The following is a 19,212-nucleotide window of genomic DNA, read 5'->3' as shown; positions in this document are numbered from 1 at the left end:
AGATGAGACTTGTATAAATGTTAAAGGGGAATTATATTTTTTTCTTACATTAAAAAATTTCGTTTTGTAGAATAGAGAATTTATACATATAGTAAAGTCTAATGTATTATCAATTAATATTTATGAAAAATATATTAATAATTTAGAATTTCTTTAATTTTCATTATTTCTTATTTAATATTATTCGTTATATTTATAATATGTTTATTTCAATTTATCGTATTGTAGCGCAGTTTCATATAATTATAAAGCAAGCATCAAAATAAAATCTCCACTAGAGTAAATTTATTATTTTTTTGCGTCTTTTTTATCCCGCTATTTGCTGGGCAGTAAGACCCCCACCTCAAAATTCAGCGAAAGCAAAGAAGTTAGGTGGGGATCGGGCTGCCTGTAAAAGCCCGATTGGTGAGGGCTAATTAAAGTTTCACTTTATTTACGAAAATTATTATGCAGCTAAGAAAACCGTAGTTCATTGAATTAGAGGTATATTAGAATTTAGTTGAAGAAAGAGAGAGGGAATAAAATGAATATAGTGCACTTACGTCCTAAACAGCGGTCTAAGTATCGCATTATGCTAGGGACGTGGTATTACTCTACAAAGAGATACATTCAGTGGTTAGTAGACGGAAAAACATATGCAAAAAGGCTCCAACAAGAAAAGCTACCTTGTACAGCAATTCAGCACCGAACGATATTACTTCGTAAGCTCAAAGATGTAGATATGTGGTATCAACAGAATAAGGTTGTTAATTTGAAAATTGCTGTTAAAAAACTAAATGGTATCGTCATTAGACCAGGAGAAACATTTTCTTACTGGCGTTTAATAGGTAAGCCTACGAGGAAAAAAGGGTATGTAGAAGGTATGGTATTACACTACGGATCTTTTCAAACAGGTATTGGAGGAGGTCTTTGTCAGCTTTCGAATTTAATATATTGGATGACTTTACATACACCACTGACAGTAACAGAACGATATCGTCATAGCTTTGATGTCTTTCCTGATTCTAGGCGAACTCAACCGTTTGGGAGTGGAGCGACTTGTTCCTATAACTATTTGGATTTACAAATTAAAAATGAAACGGACCAACCGTATCAACTTCACCTTTATATGACAGATGAATATTTAGTTGGTGAATGGAGAACAGTCTATCCGCAACTTTATCAATATGAAGTGTATGAGAAAGAACACTCAATTCAACCTGCATACTGGGGCGGTTATATACGACATAATGTGATTCAACGTAAAGTATATAATCAACAGAAACAGTTAATAGAAGATCAATATGTAACGGAGAATCACGCTATAATGATGTACGAACCACTATTAGCTTGTAATAATGAGAATAGTGAGTAATGTGGTAATCCATAGATTAAATAGTATAGAAAATATTTAATTCTTATTTTTATTAAAAAAATATAAATCTCAGATTTACTGGATTTTGATTGTAACTAAGAACATATAAAAGTTCACTGTTATTTATAGGAGAGCCTGTTTGTTTTTCTATCTTTTGTATTTCACTCTGCATAAAAAAATATTTCTCAACATTTTATTTGTTGAAAAAGATTGAATATTCGTATTATAACGAATATTATGTTGTTATCGGCAAAAAACGATAATTTGCAGACACTGGGGAGGAAATACATTGAAAAAGAAAAAGAAATTAAAACCATTAGCGGTATTAACAACAGCAGCGGTACTAAGTAGTACGTTTGCTTTTGGAGGTCACGCAGCGTATGCTGAGACACCAACATCATCTCTACCAATAGATGAGCACTTAATACCGGAGGAGCGTTTGGCAGAAGCGCTAAAACAGCGGGGGGTAATTGATCAATCTGCATCACAAGCTGAGACGTCAAAAGCTGTCGAAAAATATGTTGAGAAAAAGAAAGGGGAAAACCCTGGGAAAGAAATCTTAACAGGAGATAGTCTTACACAAGAAGCTTCTGATTTTATGAAAAAAGTAAAAGATGCAAAAATGAAGGAAAATGAACAGGCACAGCAGCCTGAAGTAGGCCCAGTAGCTGGACAAGGTGCAGCATTAAATCCAGGGAAATTAAATGGAAAAGTACCTACTACATCAGCGAAGCAAGAAGAATACAATGGAGCTGTTCGAAAAGATAAAGTACTTGTTTTACTTGTAGAATTTAGCGATTTTAAGCATAACAATATTGATCAAGAGCCAGGATACATGTATTCTAAGGACTTTAATCGTGAACATTATCAAAAAATGTTATTTGGTGATGAACCATTCACTTTATTTGATGGATCGAAGATTAACACATTTAAGCAATATTATGAAGAACAATCTGGTGGTAGCTATACAGTTGATGGGACTGTAACAGAATGGCTTACTGTTCCAGGAAAAGCATCAGATTATGGTGCTGATGCGGGTACTGGGCATGATAACAAGGGGCCTTTAGGACCAAAAGATTTTGTGAAAGAAGCATTAAAAGCAGCGGTAGCAAAAGGAATCAATTTAGCAGACTATGACCAATTTGATCAATATGATCAAGATGGTGATGGAAATAAAAATGAGCCAGATGGAATTATTGATCATTTAATGGTTGTACATGCTGGCGTTGGTCAAGAAGCTGGCGGCGGTAAATTGAAAGATGATGCGATTTGGTCACATCGTTCAAAACTAGGTTCAAAACCATATGCAATTGATGGCACGAAATCTTCTGTTTCGAACTGGGGCGGAAAGATGGCTGCATACGATTATACAATCGAGCCTGAAGACGGAGCGGTTGGTGTGTTTGCACATGAGTATGGCCATGATTTAGGCTTACCAGATGAATATGATACAAAGTACTCAGGACAAGGTGAACCTGTTGAGTCATGGTCTATTATGAGTGGTGGTAGCTGGGCTGGAAAAATTGCAGGAACAGAGCCAACGAGTTTCTCACCACAAAATAAAGAGTTTTTCCAAAAGAATATGAAGGGGAATTGGGCGAATATCCTTGAAGTAGATTATGACAAACTTAGCAAAGGCATCGGTGTTGCGACATATGTAGATCAAAGTACTACAAAATCTAAACGACCTGGAATCGTTCGTGTTAACTTGCCGGACAAAGATATAAAAAATATCGAATCGGCGTTTGGTAAGAAGTTCTATTATAGTACAAAAGGAAATGACATTCATACAACACTTGAGACACCAGTATTTGACTTAACAAATGCAAAGGATGCTAAGTTCGATTATAAGGCATTTTACGAACTTGAAGCGAAGTATGATTTCCTTGACGTATATGCGATTGCAGAAGATGGAACGAAGACACGCATTGATAGAATGGGCGAAAAAGATGTAAAAGGCGGCGCGGATACAACTGATGGTAAGTGGGTTGATAAATCATACGATTTAAGCCAATTCAAAGGAAAAAAAGTAAAACTGCAATTTGAGTACTTAACAGATATTGCAGTAGCTTATAAAGGATTTGCGTTAGATAATGCAGCATTAACTGTAGATGGAAAAGTTGTTTTCTCTGATGATGCAGAAGGTCAGCCAGCAATGACGTTAAAAGGCTTTACTGTGTCTAACGGATTTGAACAGAAAAAACATAATTACTATGTAGAGTGGAGAAATTACGCTGGTTCTGACACTGCGTTACAACATGCACGTGGCCCAGTATTTAATACAGGAATGGTTGTATGGTATGCGGATCAAAGCTTTACAGATAACTGGGTAGGCGTTCATCCAGGTGAAGGGTTCTTAGGAGTAGTAGATTCCCATCCAGAGGCAATTGTAGGGACATTAAACGGACAACCTACTGTGAAGAGCAGTACGCGTTATCAAATTGCCGATGCGGCATTCTCATTTGATCAAACACCAGCATGGAAAGTAAATTCACCAACTCGCGGTATCTTTGATTATAAAGGATTACCAGGAGTGGCAAAATTTGATGATTCTAAGCAATATATCAACAGCATCATTCCTGATGCAGGACGTAAGTTGCCGAAACTAGGACTGAAGTTTGAAGTAGTAGGCCAAGCTGAAGACAAGTCTGCAGGTGCGGTTTGGCTTCATCGATAAAATAAGGTAAAACGAAGAGGAGCTGCCACAAGTCGGTGAAACTGACTTATGACAGCTCTTTTCTTCTTGTGAAAAAACTCTCTGTTTTTTTATGTACTTATTGGAAAAATTCGAAGTTTCTTTGATACATAAAATGCTCCGTCTGTCCAATTATAGAAGCTATTTTGGACGTAAGAAATTTGTAAGTAATGAGTAAGAAAAAAGAGATTTTCATAGTATAAAATATTTATTATAGCTACTTTTAACACCTGATACTAATAGTGTGCTATAATATGAATTAGCAACAAAAAGGAAAGGAATTAGAACAATGACCTTAGAAAATACTAAAAATTTAAAAAAACAAGTTGCTCCTTTTGAAAAATCAACGATTAAAAAAAGTGTTTGGCAACTGATCAACACAATCGTGCCATTTATTATTTTATGGTACCTTGCTTATAAAAGTTTGTCAGTTTCTTATTGGTTAACATTAGTTCCAGCACTGTTAGCCGCTGGATTTATGACAAGGATTTTCATTATTTTTCATGATTGCACCCATTATTCGTTCTTTAAAAGTCGACGTGCAAATAGAATAGTTGGAACGTGTATGGGTGTTTTAACATTATTCCCATTTGATCAGTGGGGGCATGAACATTCTATTCACCACGCTACAAGTGGTAATTTGGATAAGAGGGGTACAGGGGATATTTGGACGCTTACAGTTGATGAATATGTAGCTGCACCATTTAGACTCCGTTTAGCATATCGTTTATATCGCAATCCATTCGTTATGTTTGGGTTAGGCCCGATTTATGTTTTCCTGCTTAAAAATAGATTTAACCGAAAAGGTGCTAGAAAAAAAGAACGTATGAACACTTATTTAACGAATATTTTAATCGTTGCTATTATAGGAATGCTTTGCTGGGAAATTGGATGGCAATCGTTTCTTTTAGTACATGGTTCTATATTTTTAATAGCAGGTTCAGTAGGGATTTGGTTGTTTTACGTACAGCACACATTTGAGGATTCTTATTTTGAAGAGGATAAAGATTGGGAATATGTGAAAGCGGCAGTGGAAGGAAGTTCTTTTTATAAGCTTCCTAAAATTTTGCAATTTCTAACGGGTAATATTGGATTCCATCATGTTCACCATTTAAGCCCAAGAGTACCTAACTATAAACTAGAAGAGGCACACAATAATACGCTTCCGTTAAAAAATGTACCAACGATTACGCTTGCTACAAGCTTACAATCACTACGTTTCCGCCTTTGGGATGAGAAAAGTAACAATTTTGTTAGCTTTAAAGATGTCAAAAATATAATTAAAAATAATGTTTCTGTTCGAGTGAAATCTGAACTATAATTGCATCGTATATAATACTCCCCTTAATCATTTTCGATTTAAGGGGAGTTTGTGTTTAAAGAGTAGATGCCAGATAAGAAGAAAATTTACATAATTCAAATTGTAATTGAAGCAGATTAGGAATAGCTCGTACGTAAGTACAAATATAAGATGACAGTAAATGCATTATGTTAACAAATTTATAGTAAATGGGGAATCGTACAACATTATATCCAAAAATAAGAAAAAACTTGAACGGAAATTCCATTCATTTTTCTTGGTGTTCCTCATTCCATACACTTAAATAGGACGCATATTCTAATTCATCTGGATTCTTATGTAACATAGAAATGAATTCTAATTTATTTCCATCACAATCTAGAAAGTATACACTTGCAGCAGGCATCCAACTTTGGACAATTGGCTTTTGATTTCCTTTTCCTTGACTTCCTATCACTGCTATTCCACGTTCCTCTAACCACGCTTTAGAAGTCATTAAAAACTCTAAATTTACACCAAAAGCAAAATGTCTCGGCTCAAAGTCTTCAATGTTATGTACTTCCCATAGTCCAAGCATTTGTTGTTTATTTTCTCCGACCCAAAAGAAAGCCACTCTTCTTTTGGAGAATTTTCTTGCTAACGTTAATCCTAGCTTGTTTTGATAGAAATTTATTGCGTTTTCTAAATTTCTTACATGTAAATGAGTTTCGTATATGTTCTGTATTATTATGATCATTCCTTTCTTTATTGGTAACTACCAATTAAATAGTGAATGTAATTCTAAAGTTGAAATATGTATAAGCCTAGTAATGTACATCTATATCCGATATACCTATTTACTATTATATTGAAATTGGAATGTGATAAATCCCACTGAGGTAGTAAGTGTTTAAATGAACACTCTACTACTTTTGTAGGAGAGGGGATATATCTATTAAATTCAGATGAAATCATATTTAAATAATGAAAAACGCTATTCTTTTCGTAAGAATAGCGTTTTTTTATGTTTTTAAGTTGGTGGCCATAGGGTAGAATTTGAAAAATGAGGATTTACAAAGCTAAGAAGTTTAACTCCAAAAAAAAAATCGATTTCCTGTGGAGTTAAAGGAATCGACTTTTTTATTTACCTTGATGTATTAACGCAGCTGTTAACTTAATAGTAAATAAGTAGAATCCACTATTTCTCCCAAAGTTCGATCAATCGACCTTCAGGATCCTTAATCCAAATAAACTGTCCAAATTCACTGATTTCTTCTTTCTTCTCAAGAGGTACACCAATATTCTCAAGATGCTTTATAGTCTCGTTTAGATTATGTACTTCGAAATTTAACATCACTTGTTGTTCTTTTGGAAAAAAATTGTCATTCTCTGTAAAGAAAGAAAAGATGGTCTCATTTCCTAACTGGGGTTTAATCACAGTTCCATTCCAATCTTCTATATCAAGTTTCAACACTTCACTGTACCATTTTTTTATAACTTCAAGATTCTTAGTTCTCCAAAATATTCCTCCAAAACCTTTTATCATCGTATCTAACTCCTGTCTGTCTTTAAATATATATTAAATATATCAAAACAAAACAGTAATAGTAAGCAGAATCATCAACTTATGAATAGTAAAAATAGTAATTGTTAGTATTATAGTATTTACTACATTAACACTTTCTACAACATCATTAGCAGAACTTGAAATTTCGGGAAAGGTATAGAAATGCTCATTTTTCAACCCAAAGTTCACCTGAGCAATCCAGAACTTAAAGTGTTATAAATAATTCTTTCAATAGTAGGGGGAAATGAGAGAAGGAACGATAAAAGACCACACATGAAGTGAAACGCCATGTGTGGTCTTTTATGTATCGTCAAATATTACGAAGTCTCGCTAATTTTAGTTTCACTATGAGTGTTAGTAGAATTTCTTTTCTTAACTTTAAAGTGATAGTAAGTGTAGCAAAAGATGATAAATGGGACAGTGCAATAGATTCCAAGTCGTTGTTCTGGGATAAAAATAAGACTGATTAATATAATGCCATACAATCCAAAACCAAGAATTGGTACGAGTGGATAAAGTGGCGTTTTAAATTTTAAGTCTTCTAATTTTCCGCCGTCTGCTAAATAATGTTTGCGGAAAAAGAATTGAGAAACACAAATTGACATCCAAACAATAATGGTAATGACTCCGGAAATTGAAATGAGCCACAAGTAAACAGTTTCAGCAGCTACTACGCTTGTCAAAAGAGAAAAAGCAGAAATAGCTATCGTCATGATTAAAGCGTTGAGAGGAATCCCACGTGATGATAATTTCTTTAAAAAGGCTGGAGCCATTTCGTTTTTTGATAAAGACCAAAGCATTCGAGTAGCAGCGTATAGTCCTGAGTTTGCAACAGAAAGAACAGCAGTAAGAATAACAAAGTTCATAATATCAGCTGCATATGGAATACCGATATTATCAAAAACAGCAACGAATGGGCTCTTTGTTAATCCAGCTTCTTCCCAAGGAATTAAAGCAACAAGAACAAAGATTGCTAAGACGAAGAAAAACATCGTGCGCCATATAATATTTCTAATAGAACGAGGTAAAGTTTTTGCTGGATCTTCACTTTCACCTGCTGCGATTCCAACAAGTTCTGTACCTTGGAAGGAATAGTTGACTGTAACCATTGTTAAAAGAATAGCGGCAAGTCCATTTGGGAATAAACCACCATGATTTACGAAATTTGATAATAGCGGAGCGGGTTCGTCACCTTTTAAATCAATAAAACCGAACATAGCGGCGCCGCCAAGAATAATGAAAGCGATAATGGCAGATACTTTTATACTTGAAAACCAAAATTCTGTTTCTGCATAACTACGAGCAGATAATGCGTTAATAGTGAAGATTGTAACGCCAAATATTAAACACCAAATCCAAACAGGAATATCAGGAAACCAGCGCTGCATTGTAATGCCGGCAGTTGTAAATTCAAGACCGGTCGTATTCGCCCAGCTTAACCAATACAACCATCCGATTGTAAAGCCAGTTGCAGGATTGATGAACTTAGTGGCATATTCTTGGAAAGAACCTGAAACAGGCATGGCTACAGCAAGTTCACCAAGACATAGCATAACGAAATACATTAATAATCCACCGGCCATAAAGGCAAGTACGGATCCGCCAGGTCCAGCTTGACTTATAATAAAGCCAGATCCGTTAAATAACCCCGTTCCAATCACACCACCGAGTGCAATCATGAATAAGTGTCTACTTTTCATCGTCCGTTTTAATTCATTGTTTGTATTGCTTACTTGCGCCATTGTTTTCCTCACTTTCATAGTTGATAGAATAAAGTTTGATGTTTTTCCGTATTATGGAATGTATTCCGTGATGTGAAATCTTGTTATAATTTTCAGATAATTAAAAAGAAAAGTCAATAATTTTTTGTTTGCGTTTTCAATTCTTTGTTAGTGATACGTTTTTTATTGTTAGAAAATTAAATAAATAGATTGATTTCATTTTGAATGTTTGCTAAATTGATAGTTAATTAAGCATACTAACATATTACGAGTAAAGTTGAGGCGAGTTATGGTACAGTCCATTGATCGAGCGATAAGTATTATTAAATTATTGAATTCTACAAATGAAAAAGAGTATTGGGCTATTTCTGATATAGCTGATGGAACACATCTCCCGGTTAGTACAGTACATAGATTACTTAACTCTTTAATGGAGCATGGGTTAGTTACACAAATTTCAGAGACAAAACAGTACAAAATTGGACCAATGTGGATGGAAATAGGGTTACGTCAATTGGAGAAGGTAGACTACAGATCTGTTGCAAGAGAAGTGATGAAACGTTTAGCTGCTGAAGTGGAGGAAAGTGTCTATTTAAATATTCCAAACGGAACACATTCTATTATCATTGAAAGAATTGATAGTCCTTTAAAAATTCGAGTTATCGATAATCTAGGGGAACAAATTCCACTTTCAATTGGTGCCGCAAATAAAACGATGCTTGCCAATATGAAAACGAATGAAATGGAACATATTGTAGAAAATTTACTTTCTTCATTACCAGAACAAAAGCAAATTCTTCTTAATCAAATAAAGCAAATAAAAAATGAAGGATATGCTGTCAGTTATGGTGAAAAAACAGAAGGGACAGCTTCAGTAGCTGCACCTATTATCGGATTTAATCATAAAGTAGTAGGAGCATTAAGTGTTGGGTTAATTAGTCATCGTATTAATGATGATCGACTATCTTTTCTTATTAGCAAGGTAAAACAAGCGGCTCATGAAATATCAATAAAAATCGGCAGTACATCAGAACTATAATTTTGATAGCTGTCGTCATTTTTTTTATTCATATACTGGAATTAGTTTTCATAATGCGGAAAAATAGGGGGATTTATATGTCAAAGTGGCAATCAAAAGAACAATTGATTCAATTATTAAGCGGTCTTGTTGAAATTCCTAGTATTACCGGTTCAGAAGCTGAAGTAATATTGCCAGACTTTGTTGTGGAACAGTTATCTGATTTACAGTACTTCAAAGAAAACCCGCATCATTTACAAAAAAATCCGACAGGGGACGGACGATATTTTGTTACAGCACTAGTAAAGAAAAGCGATAGTACAAAAAATACTGTAATTCTAGTAAGTCACTTTGATGTTGTAGATGTACAAGATTACGGAGTGTGGAAAGAAGATGCATTTAATCCTAAAAAGTTAACATCTATGTTTTATTCTCATAAAGATGAACTTCCAGACCATGTACGTGAAGATATAGAACATGGAGAATGGCTGTTTGGTAGAGGAACAATGGATATGAAATGCGGCCTCGCATTACAAATGGCAATGATTGAACAAGCATGTGAAGGAAGATTCGATGGGAATGTTCTTTTATTGGCTGTACCAGATGAAGAAGTGAATTCTATAGGGATGAGGGCGGCTGTTCCGAGATTGTTAGATTTAGCAAGAGAGCATAACTTAGATTATAAAACGGTCTTAAACTCAGAGCCTATGTTTTCAAGACATCCTGGTGACCAAAATAAGTATATTTACACTGGCTCTATTGGTAAAGTGTTACCTGGTTTTCTTTGCTATGGAAAAGAGACACATGTAGGTGAACCTTTTGCAGGCTTAAATGGGAGTTATATGGCCTCATTAATAACAGCAGAATTAGAGTTAAACACAGACCTTTGTGACATTGTAGAAGGGGAAGCGAGTCCTCCGCCAACTAACTTACTTCAAAGGGACTTAAAAGAGGATTATTCTGTACAAATTCCGCATCGTGCAGTTACATTATTTAATTTGTTTTTATTAGAAAAATCAATGACAGATGTAGTTTCATTGTTACGTCAAAAAGTAACGAAAGTAGCAGAGAAAATAGAAGAGTCGTATGAAAAACATGCATATCGTTTTTCTAAATATAATCCATTTATACCACCTAATCTCAAAGTAAATGTATTAACTTATGAAGAGCTTATCACATATGCAATTGAGCAACATGGACAAGAAAAAATAAATCATATTCAATCTAATATTATAAAAAATAGAGAAGATAAAGATGATCGTGCGGTAACGATTGATTTAGTAGATAAATTAGCGATTTTATGTAAAGAAAAGGCACCGATGATTGTACTTTTCTTCGCTCCGCCGTACTATCCAGCTGTGAGTTCGCGCAACAATCCTTTAATAAAAGAGGTAGTTGTAGAAATGGAAAAGTATGCACACTACAATCATAAGATTACATTTGAAAACCAAAATTATTTTGGGGGGATTTCAGATTTAAGCTATGTAGGCTTGCAGTATCCACTGGATTCAATGAGTTCTCTTGTAGACAATATGCCATTATGGGATAAAGGTTATTCAATTCCACTTCAGGAATTAGAAGAGTTTGATGTTCCAGTATTAAATATGGGGCCGGTAGGAAAAGATGCACATCAATGGACAGAACGTCTAGATGTAAACTACGCATTTGAAACACTAATAGATATGTTACCGAAATGCATTGAAAAATTATTAGTTTCTAATAAAATTACACAATCATAGTAGGGAATAGGTAAGGGATAAAATAGAACCTTTAAAGAAGATTTGAATTAAATTATTTTAATATAATTAAAAAGCGGAACGGCCAAGCTCAATTTTATATGAGTTTGGCCGTTTATCATGTAGTGAATTTTTAATTAAAATTATGTGAATTCATAGCTAACGTAATCTCTTTTATAGTTTTATTTTTTAGTTTGACCAGATAGTTCAACAGACTTTTGCGTACAACGTTGCATAGCTGAAATAATCGCTGTTCGTAATCCTTTTTCCTCTAATGTTGCTACAGCTTCTATTGTCGTTCCACCAGGAGAACAAACCATATCTTTCAATTCACCTGGATGTATTCCTGTTTCTAGTACCATTTTTGCAGAGCCTAACACAGCTTGAGCAGCGAATTTATATGCTTGATTTCTTGGCATACCATCTAGTACAGCAGCATCTGCCATCGCTTCTATAATCATATATACATAAGCTGGTGAAGAACCACTTACAGATGTTACAACATCCATTAATTTTTCACTTACGATCTCTGTTTGACCAAAACTATTGAAAATGTTTAGTACATCTTCTAAATCTTTTTCTGTCACCATTTCATTAGGGCATAATGCAGACATTCCTTCTCCAACAAGAGCAGGAGTATTAGGCATTACTCTTACAACCTTTAATTTTTTATTAAAGGCATTTTCAGTACTTTCAATACTTTTCCCAGCAGCGATCGTAATGATGATAGCATCGTTTTTGATTACTTCTTTTATTTCATTAATTATTGATGCGTATAGGTCTGGTTTGATTGATAAAATTAAAATATCAGCATTTTTAGCTACTTTATTGTTGTCGGTAGTTGTAGTTAGCCCATATTTTTCACTAGCATTTTTTAAATTAGCAGTGTTTAAATCTGAACAAATAATATGATTTGAAGACACTATATTTTTGTTTATCATTCCGCCAATCATAGCCATTCCCATATTTCCGCAACCGATGAATCCAATTTGTTTATCCATAATAACTCAATCTTGCTCCTTTTATAATCAATTATATCGGTTTGATATTATTTTCTTAGAATAAGAATAACATCCCTGTGCAATATAAAGAAACATTCTAAGAGAATATATTCCTTTTTGCAACACTAAAAGATAAAAATTAATTATATTCGACATTATGTAAATATATACACTATAATTTAAGATTTTATGTTTATGAATATGAGTTAAACTTATATCATTTTGTATTTTCATTCAGTAGGGCGATAATTTCATACAAATAACTTGTGGCTCTATTTATTTTTAAAAATACCTCTTGACACCGAATCGAACTATATCGCATAATATAAAAAAATTAGATTGAAAATCGTTGAAGGGAATTAGTACATATGTCTTCTTGCGAAAGAGAGTGGAATTCACCGGCTGAAAGATTCCTCGTATAGAATATATCGAACCTATCCCTGAGTCTTAAATGAAAGTTTAGGCGTTCGCCTGCGTTATAGGCACCAAGTGGATATCTATGTATATCAATTAAGGTGGTACCGCGGAACAATGACCGTTTCGTCCTTTTTATTTTATTAAGGGCGAAGCGGTCATTTTTATTTTGCTCTTAAATACTTCAGTGCAGCATTGATGAGAATAGATATAGTTACAAAGTGAATGAAGTGTAATTTATAAAAAACTTTGATTTTAGACTTGGGGGATAAAAAAGTGAAAAAACAACGAGTTGTTGTAAAGATTGGGAGTAGTTCCTTGGCAGATAGTCACGGAGGCATCTCTACAGAACAGCTTTCAGATCACGTTGCCGCATTGGCTCGGTTGAAAGCTGATGGGCACGAGGTTGTGTTAATTACATCTGGAGCCGTCGCTGCAGGTTTTTCAGCGCTAGGATATCCTAGCAGACCTGTAACGATTAAAGGGAAACAGGCTGCAGCAGCTGTCGGACAAAGTTTGTTAATGCAGGCGTACACGGAGGAATTCCGTAAATATGGCATCGTTACTGCGCAACTTTTGTTGACGAGAAGTGATTTTTCTAGAAAAGAACAGTATAGTAATGCTTACGCTACGTTAGGAGAATTATTAAACCGTTCCGCTCTTCCAATTATTAATGAAAATGATTCCATCTCTTTAGAGGAGCTGACGTTCGGTGATAATGATATGCTGTCAGCTTTAGTAAGCGGGCTTGTTTCGGCGGATATGCTTATGATCTTTACAGATGTGAACGGGTTATATGACAAAAATCCTCAGAAAAATGCGGATGCAAAAAAATATTATTTTCTTCCTGAAGTTACGGAAGAAATTTCTTCTCTTGCAGGAGATGCTGGCTCAAAACTTGGGACTGGCGGTATGAAATCAAAAATCGATGCTGCAAAGACAGCACTCTCTCTTGGTGTGAGTGTATTTATCGGAACAGGACGTGGACAGGAAAAGTTTGTAGATGTTTTGAAGGGTAAGGGTGATGGAACGTATGTCGGTAATGCTCCTCAAAAAGAAATGAAGATGAACAAGCAATGGATAGCCTTGCATTCGCTTGTTAGCGGACAAATTGAAGTAGATGCTGGGGCAGCTACTGCCATCATTCAGCATGGTAAGAGTTTACTTCCAGCTGGTGTTACGAATGTATCAGGATTTTTCCAAGTGGGTGAAGTTGTAGAGGTTGTAACGCAACAAGGGTGCGTAATAGGAAAAGGACAATGCACATATAGTGCAGAGGAACTAAGAGATGTAAAAGGTATGCAAAGCCAAGATATTCAAGTAAGAGGCGAGAGACATAGTTATGAAGTCATCCATAGGGATCATTGGGTTTCACTTTAAAAAGGAGGAAATAAAAATGAATGAAGTGTTGGCAAAGGGGATAAAAGCAAAAGAGGTTGTTAGGGAACTTGTACTAAAATCTACAAATCAAAAAAACGAAGCACTTGCTGCAATTGCAAATCAATTAATAAGTGAAACAGCTTATATTTTAGAGGAAAACAAACGGGATATAGAAGAAGGTAAGGCAAAAGGGTTTTCTGATTCTCTCCTTGATCGCCTTATGCTGAATGAACAGCGTATTGTTGATATGACAGAAGGGATTAAGCAGCTAATTGAATTACGTGATCCTGTAGGAGAATGTGTAAGTGCATGGGAAAGGCCAAATGGACTATCTATTCAGGAAATGCGCGTACCACTTGGTGTTGTTGGGATGATTTATGAGGCAAGACCGAATGTAACAGTGGATGCTGCTACAATTTGTTTGAAAACAGGAAACGCAGTCATATTACGTGGTAGTTCTTCTGCTATTCATTCTAATAAAGCGATCGTTGCCGTTATTCACAGGGCGCTCAAACAAACAAGCTTACCTCAAGAAAGCGTCCAGCTTATAGAAGATACAACGCGAGATAGCGCAAAGCAGTTGTTTACAATGAAGGATTATCTAGACGTTCTTATTCCAAGAGGTGGCAAACAATTAATCGATACTGTTGTGAGAGAAGCGTCTGTTCCAGTACTTGAAACAGGTGCGGGAAATTGTCATATTTTCATTGATGAAACAGCGGATAAACAAATGGCATTGGATATTATTGTGAATGCAAAAACGCAGCGTCCATCTGTATGTAATGCGATTGAAACGATTGTTCTTCATGAGAAGTGGGCAGAGAAATATGGTAGCGAGTTGTTTTCTTCTTTGAAGGGTAGAGGCGTGGAGCTACGTGGTGATCAAAAAGCATTTGCAATGGATTCTTCAATTGTACTTGCTTCAGAAGAAGACTGGGGGACAGAATTTTTATCTCTTACACTAGCAGTGAAAGTGGTTTCCACTGTTGAAGAAGCGATTCATCATATAAATACGTATGGATCTATGCATTCTGAAGCAATTATTACTGAAAACGAGGAAAACGTCAGCAAGTTTTTTACTTCTGTAGATGCCGCGGCACTTTATCATAATGCATCGACTCGTTTTACAGATGGATCCGAATTTGGATTCGGAGCGGAAATTGGTATCAGTACACAAAAGTTACACGTAAGAGGACCAATGGGGCTTCCAGCATTAACTTCTACAAAATATGTGATTCGTGGAAATGGACAAATTCGAAAATAATAATAAAAGACACTCAATTGGCCTGAGTGTCTTTTATTATAAAAATTATTTACCATACAAATAGCCCAACGAGCATAGCACTTAATAAAGAAACAGCCATCCCGCTAACAAGAAGCTTCCAAACATTTTTACCGATGACTGATGATTTTTCTCCGCCAAATAATGAATTGTAAGTTCCGTAAATCATACCTACTGTACTAAAGTTAGCAAAAGAAGCTAGAAAAGTCGTTGCAACCGCAACCGTATGCGGTTGTAGCGACTTTAAGTTTGATTTTAAATCCATCATTGCAACAAATTCATTCGTCGTTATTTTGATCCCCATTAATTCAGCTACGTACATAGCATCACTGCCTGATAAACCGAGTAAAAATGCAAAAGGACTAAAGATAATGGAGAAGATTTTTTGAATTGTTAACCCCGTTACAAAAAAGCCTAAAATCCCATTTAAACATGCTGTTAAAGCTACATATCCAATTACCATGGCTAAAATAACGATAACCATATTCATCCCGACTAACATACTGTTTGAAATAGTAGAAAAGAAATCCTTTTTTTCATGTTTGGAAGGTGTGTAAACAACGTCTTCTTCTTTCGAAACTTCCACAGGATTTAATACATTGGCTAAAATTAATGCGTTAATACAGTTTAATGGGATTGCACTGAAAATATATGTTGCTGGAACCATTGATAAATAAGCACCAAGAATGGATCCGCTAACGCTACTCATACTCATAATTCCAAAAGTTAATAATCGATTTTCTTTTAAAACAGATAATTGATCACGAACAACCGCAAGTGCTTCGGTGTTTCCTAAAAACATCATTTGAATCGAAAAGAAACTTTCTAACTTTGGTAAACGAGAAATCTTTGAAATAACTGCACCTACTTTATCAATAATCCAAGTTAAGATTCCAAAATAAGAAAGAATATCAAAGAACGTGATAACAAAAATGATAGGAAGTAACGCGCTAAAGAAGAAATCAATGTGTGGACTGTCCATAGCGGAAGGAAATGCAAATCGAATTCCTTCATTCGCACATGCCAGTAGCCAACTGAAAAATGACGCAATTTTATTAATGATAATACTGCCTAGCTTTGTGCCCAACATAAACCACGTAATAAAAAGCTCCAATATGATGAGGATTACAATTGGTCTCCATTTTATATGTTTTTTATTAGGCGAACATAAGAAAACGATTAATATGACAACGAAAATCCCTAACATATTTAATATGAAATGCATGTCAACCACTCCTTGAGCTTTATTATTTGTATATAAAAAAGCTCTTATTCTTCTTAATTTAGAATGAATGTGGTTTAATTTATATTTTTGTAAATTCTAAAAGAATAGAAGGTAAAATTCGATAAAAATAGAATTTAATACATAGCAAACAAGGAGGGGATAAAAATGGAGGTCTATCACATAAAGAGTAAAAAGAGGGAAACATACAACGTTCAGGTGAAATATTCGATACTTTTCGAATGTGCACTTGGCATTGCAGCAATTACTCATAAAAGGTTAATTGATACTCTTGAAAAGACTGAAAGTGAATGGAAAGGAATTAGACAATCATTAACAGATGAGATGGAAGAACACTTACAGTTTGTAGAAGAACATAATACGTGGAAAGCATTGCTTCAGTTATTGTATGAAGAGGATTTTCAAGATTTATCGCAGTTTAATTTTAAAATTGATTTACTTTCAGAAGAAGGTTTGAAGTATATATGTTTACCGTTTTTAGGAGAGAAGTACCAAGAAAAAAGAACTTTAGCGGCAAGTGGAAACGTAACTGCAATACATGAACTAATGGAACTGACACAAGAACATCAGTTTTTCTCTATGTATATTCGTTTTATATGTGATGTTGATGTCCAAGTGCTGAAATCTCATTTAATTGCTGTTATGACAGGTTGGTATGAGAGTGTAATTAAGAAAGAGGAAGAAGAAATACTTTCTATATTAAAACGAGATTATGAAGCAAAAAATGAAATGAATAAAAAGATGAAACCGGAAGAGTTTGTCGAGTGGGCAACTGGCGGAGTGAACTATATGCCAGAGCCAAGTGTTCATCACGTACTTCTTATTCCGCAAATGACGTACAGACCGTGGAATATTGAAGCAGATATTGAAGATACGAAAGTATTTCATTATCCAGTTGCGAATGAAAGCATTCATCCTGAAGATTCGTATGAACCGAATTATTTTTTAGTTCAAAAACATAAGGCTCTTGGGGATGAAGCGAGATTGCGAATTGTAAAAATGTTGTTTGAAAAAGAACTTACTTTACAGGAAATAACGGAAAGATTGCAGCTTGGTAAATCGACAGTACACCATCATTTGAAATTGTTACGTGCAGCGAAGTTAGTTGATATACATGACGGAAAATATGTATTAAGGAAGAAAGCAGTACAGTCGTTAGCAAAAGAATTAGAAGCGTTTTTGAATAGATAATATGCAACAAGAATGTACATAAAGGGAGGAATTTAAGAGAAAAGTTGGTGAGCTATAGTGAAGAGTGTATTGAAAAATCGTTCTTTCTTTTTTATGTGGATTGGTAGTGCAATCTCAGAATTAGGAGGGGCTTTCGGAACGTTATGTAATTCAATTCTAGTATATGAATTAACAGGATCGGAAATGGCTTTAAGTAGTATGTGGCTATTATATTTCATCCCATCACTCATATTGCAATTAATAAGTGGCCCATTTATTGATAAATGGAGCCGGAAGTGGATTATGATTTGTTCACAATGGATACGAGCGTCCGTATTCTTATTACCTTTAGTGATGCTAGTTACAGGTAGTATAGAAGTTTGGCACATTTATGTTGTTCAAATTGTAGTAGGACTTATTACACCACTTTATACACCTGCAAGTCAAGCAATTACACCGAGCATTGTAGGGAAAGAACAACTTCAAGATGCAAATGCGTACATTGATGGAATGACTCGCCTTATGATGTTTCTTGCGCCAGTATTAGGCGGAGTAGTCATTCATTTGATTGGAACAGAACTTACATTATCTTTCGTATGTATTTGTCTATTTGTTAGTGGTGCTTTCTTATTTTATATAAAAGAAAATAGAACGTCGCAACCTATTCGGAAAACGTGGCTAGAACAATTTCTTCACGGTTTTACATATTTTTTCACAAAACCAATCATCGTTTGGCTCGGTATATTTCTTACTTTCGTGCAATTTGGAGTTGGGGTAACGATGGTCACAAATCTTCCTTATATAAAAGACGAGCTATCAGCGGGATATGCGGAATATGGTTATTTTATGGCCGGATTCCCACTTGGCTATGTAGTTGGATCTATACTAGTCGGAAAAGTAACATATAAAAGCCGGCGTATACTTATGCTCGGAGGATTGTTTATAGGGGGACTCACATACATTTCATTAGGATTCAATCATAGTATTATCATTGCAATAATAATTGAAGTAATAGCAGGGATTTGTATTGCATTTTTCAATGTTCATAACACAACAATATGCCAACAAACCGTCCCAAATAATATGATAGGGCAAGTATTTTCAGTGCGTTTATTTTTTATACGATCCGCTATGCCATTAGGTGTGTTAGTAGGGGGAATATTGAGTGAAATGTGGGGAGTAAGAGCGCTATATGTAATCATCGGTGCAATTATATGTGTTACATCTTTAATAGGGATGTTACTTCCATATTTCAAATTTTTAGATGAGGCGATAGAAAAGAAATCAGCATAATTCAAAAAATTAAAACTTTACAATTGAAAATAATTATCATAATCAATTATAATAGAAGA

Annotated in this window: 14 protein-coding genes and 1 other annotated feature; of the genes, 9 read left to right on the top strand and 5 right to left on the bottom strand. The window is 34.8% G+C overall.

Features of this window, described 5'->3' with window-relative positions; all coding sequences use genetic code 11:
• Positions 1 to 523 precede the first annotated feature (523 nt).
• From AC1Q51_RS18980 to desA, 3 genes are all read left to right on the top strand, one after another.
• Positions 524 to 1,354 carry a VanW family protein gene (locus tag AC1Q51_RS18980; protein ID WP_016081140.1) on the top strand — a complete coding sequence of 277 codons (831 nt, stop codon included), beginning with the start codon at positions 524 to 526 and terminating at the stop codon, positions 1,352 to 1,354.
• A 289-nt stretch (positions 1,355 to 1,643) separates the two neighbouring features.
• Positions 1,644 to 4,031 (top strand): immune inhibitor A domain-containing protein, encoded by a 2,388-nt coding sequence (locus AC1Q51_RS18975; protein ID WP_000727446.1) that lies wholly within the window; start codon positions 1,644 to 1,646, stop codon positions 4,029 to 4,031.
• A 307-nt stretch (positions 4,032 to 4,338) separates the two neighbouring features.
• Complete coding sequence (gene desA / locus AC1Q51_RS18970) at positions 4,339 to 5,370, top strand: Delta(5) desaturase DesA (RefSeq protein ID WP_090977721.1); 1,032 nt, start codon at positions 4,339 to 4,341, stop codon at positions 5,368 to 5,370.
• Positions 5,371 to 5,617: 247 nt separating this feature from the next.
• On the opposite strand, the gene AC1Q51_RS18965 is transcribed toward desA, so the two are convergent.
• From AC1Q51_RS18965 to AC1Q51_RS18955, 3 genes are all read right to left on the bottom strand, one after another.
• Positions 5,618 to 6,076 carry a VOC family protein gene (locus tag AC1Q51_RS18965; RefSeq protein ID WP_492331696.1) on the bottom strand — a complete coding sequence of 153 codons (459 nt, stop codon included), beginning with the start codon at positions 6,074 to 6,076 and terminating at the stop codon, positions 5,618 to 5,620.
• A gap of 450 nt (positions 6,077 to 6,526) precedes the next feature.
• A complete protein-coding gene (locus tag AC1Q51_RS18960) occupies positions 6,527 to 6,874 on the bottom strand; it encodes a VOC family protein (protein ID WP_098836304.1) in 348 nt (115 codons plus the stop codon).
• A gap of 338 nt (positions 6,875 to 7,212) precedes the next feature.
• On the bottom strand, positions 7,213 to 8,637 hold the full coding sequence (locus AC1Q51_RS18955) for an amino acid permease (RefSeq protein WP_254488264.1): 1,425 nt from the start codon (positions 8,635 to 8,637) through the stop codon (positions 7,213 to 7,215).
• 268 nt (positions 8,638 to 8,905) lie between these two features.
• Between AC1Q51_RS18955 and AC1Q51_RS18950 the strand changes: the two genes are divergently transcribed.
• Positions 8,906 to 9,655 carry an IclR family transcriptional regulator gene (locus AC1Q51_RS18950; RefSeq protein WP_000250751.1) on the top strand — a complete coding sequence of 250 codons (750 nt, stop codon included), beginning with the start codon at positions 8,906 to 8,908 and terminating at the stop codon, positions 9,653 to 9,655.
• Positions 9,656 to 9,708: 53 nt separating this feature from the next.
• Positions 9,709 to 11,373, top strand: coding sequence for a M20/M25/M40 family metallo-hydrolase (locus AC1Q51_RS18945; protein WP_003274521.1), 1,665 nt, complete (start codon positions 9,709 to 9,711; stop codon positions 11,371 to 11,373).
• 179 nt (positions 11,374 to 11,552) lie between these two features.
• On the opposite strand, the gene proC is transcribed toward AC1Q51_RS18945, so the two are convergent.
• Positions 11,553 to 12,371 carry a pyrroline-5-carboxylate reductase gene (gene proC / locus AC1Q51_RS18940; RefSeq protein WP_000360722.1) on the bottom strand — a complete coding sequence of 273 codons (819 nt, stop codon included), beginning with the start codon at positions 12,369 to 12,371 and terminating at the stop codon, positions 11,553 to 11,555.
• Positions 12,372 to 12,711: 340 nt separating this feature from the next.
• Positions 12,712 to 12,922: a binding site (T-box leader), on the top strand.
• Between the two features lie 139 nt (positions 12,923 to 13,061).
• Here proC and proB point away from each other — a divergent pair.
• Positions 13,062 to 14,165, top strand: a complete 1,104-nt coding sequence (gene proB, locus AC1Q51_RS18935) for a glutamate 5-kinase (protein ID WP_098329298.1) — start codon at positions 13,062 to 13,064, stop codon at positions 14,163 to 14,165.
• 16 nt (positions 14,166 to 14,181) lie between these two features.
• The gene (proA, locus tag AC1Q51_RS18930; RefSeq protein ID WP_088022207.1) at positions 14,182 to 15,429 is read left to right on the top strand and encodes a gamma-glutamyl phosphate reductase; all 1,248 of its coding nucleotides are present in this window, start codon (positions 14,182 to 14,184) and stop codon (positions 15,427 to 15,429) included.
• Between the two features lie 49 nt (positions 15,430 to 15,478).
• Here the strand turns inward: proA and AC1Q51_RS18925 are convergent, their stop codons facing one another.
• The gene (locus AC1Q51_RS18925) at positions 15,479 to 16,672 is read right to left on the bottom strand and encodes a NupC/NupG family nucleoside CNT transporter (protein WP_000545482.1); all 1,194 of its coding nucleotides are present in this window, start codon (positions 16,670 to 16,672) and stop codon (positions 15,479 to 15,481) included.
• Between the two features lie 165 nt (positions 16,673 to 16,837).
• On the opposite strand from AC1Q51_RS18925, the gene AC1Q51_RS18920 reads away from it, so the two are divergent.
• Together AC1Q51_RS18920 and AC1Q51_RS18915 are read left to right on the top strand one after the other, a co-directional pair.
• Positions 16,838 to 17,881 (top strand): ArsR/SmtB family transcription factor, encoded by a 1,044-nt coding sequence (locus tag AC1Q51_RS18920; RefSeq protein ID WP_492331643.1) that lies wholly within the window; start codon positions 16,838 to 16,840, stop codon positions 17,879 to 17,881.
• Positions 17,882 to 17,938: 57 nt separating this feature from the next.
• Positions 17,939 to 19,153, top strand: a complete 1,215-nt coding sequence (locus AC1Q51_RS18915; RefSeq protein WP_000843810.1) for an MFS transporter — start codon at positions 17,939 to 17,941, stop codon at positions 19,151 to 19,153.
• Positions 19,154 to 19,212: the final 59 nt, after the last annotated feature.

It is taken from the genome of Bacillus sp. MT94, from assembly GCF_058792475.1.
Note: the sequence above shows the minus strand (reverse complement) of the source record. Positions and strands in the feature narration are given on the sequence as shown.

Coding starts and splice junctions, on each gene's coding strand:
- proA (WP_088022207.1), top strand. CDS start 14,182: ATGAATGAAGTGTTGGCAAAGGGGATAAAAGCAAAAGAGGTTGTTAGG.
- AC1Q51_RS18980 (WP_016081140.1), top strand. CDS start 524: ATGAATATAGTGCACTTACGTCCTAAACAGCGGTCTAAGTATCGCATT.
- desA (WP_090977721.1), top strand. CDS start 4,339: ATGACCTTAGAAAATACTAAAAATTTAAAAAAACAAGTTGCTCCTTTT.
- AC1Q51_RS18920 (WP_492331643.1), top strand. CDS start 16,838: ATGGAGGTCTATCACATAAAGAGTAAAAAGAGGGAAACATACAACGTT.
- AC1Q51_RS18945 (WP_003274521.1), top strand. CDS start 9,709: ATGCGGAAAAATAGGGGGATTTATATGTCAAAGTGGCAATCAAAAGAA.
- AC1Q51_RS18955 (WP_254488264.1), bottom strand. CDS start 8,637: ATGGCGCAAGTAAGCAATACAAACAATGAATTAAAACGGACGATGAAA.
- AC1Q51_RS18925 (WP_000545482.1), bottom strand. CDS start 16,672: ATGCATTTCATATTAAATATGTTAGGGATTTTCGTTGTCATATTAATC.
- AC1Q51_RS18960 (WP_098836304.1), bottom strand. CDS start 6,874: ATGATAAAAGGTTTTGGAGGAATATTTTGGAGAACTAAGAATCTTGAA.
- AC1Q51_RS18950 (WP_000250751.1), top strand. CDS start 8,906: ATGGTACAGTCCATTGATCGAGCGATAAGTATTATTAAATTATTGAAT.
- proC (WP_000360722.1), bottom strand. CDS start 12,371: ATGGATAAACAAATTGGATTCATCGGTTGCGGAAATATGGGAATGGCT.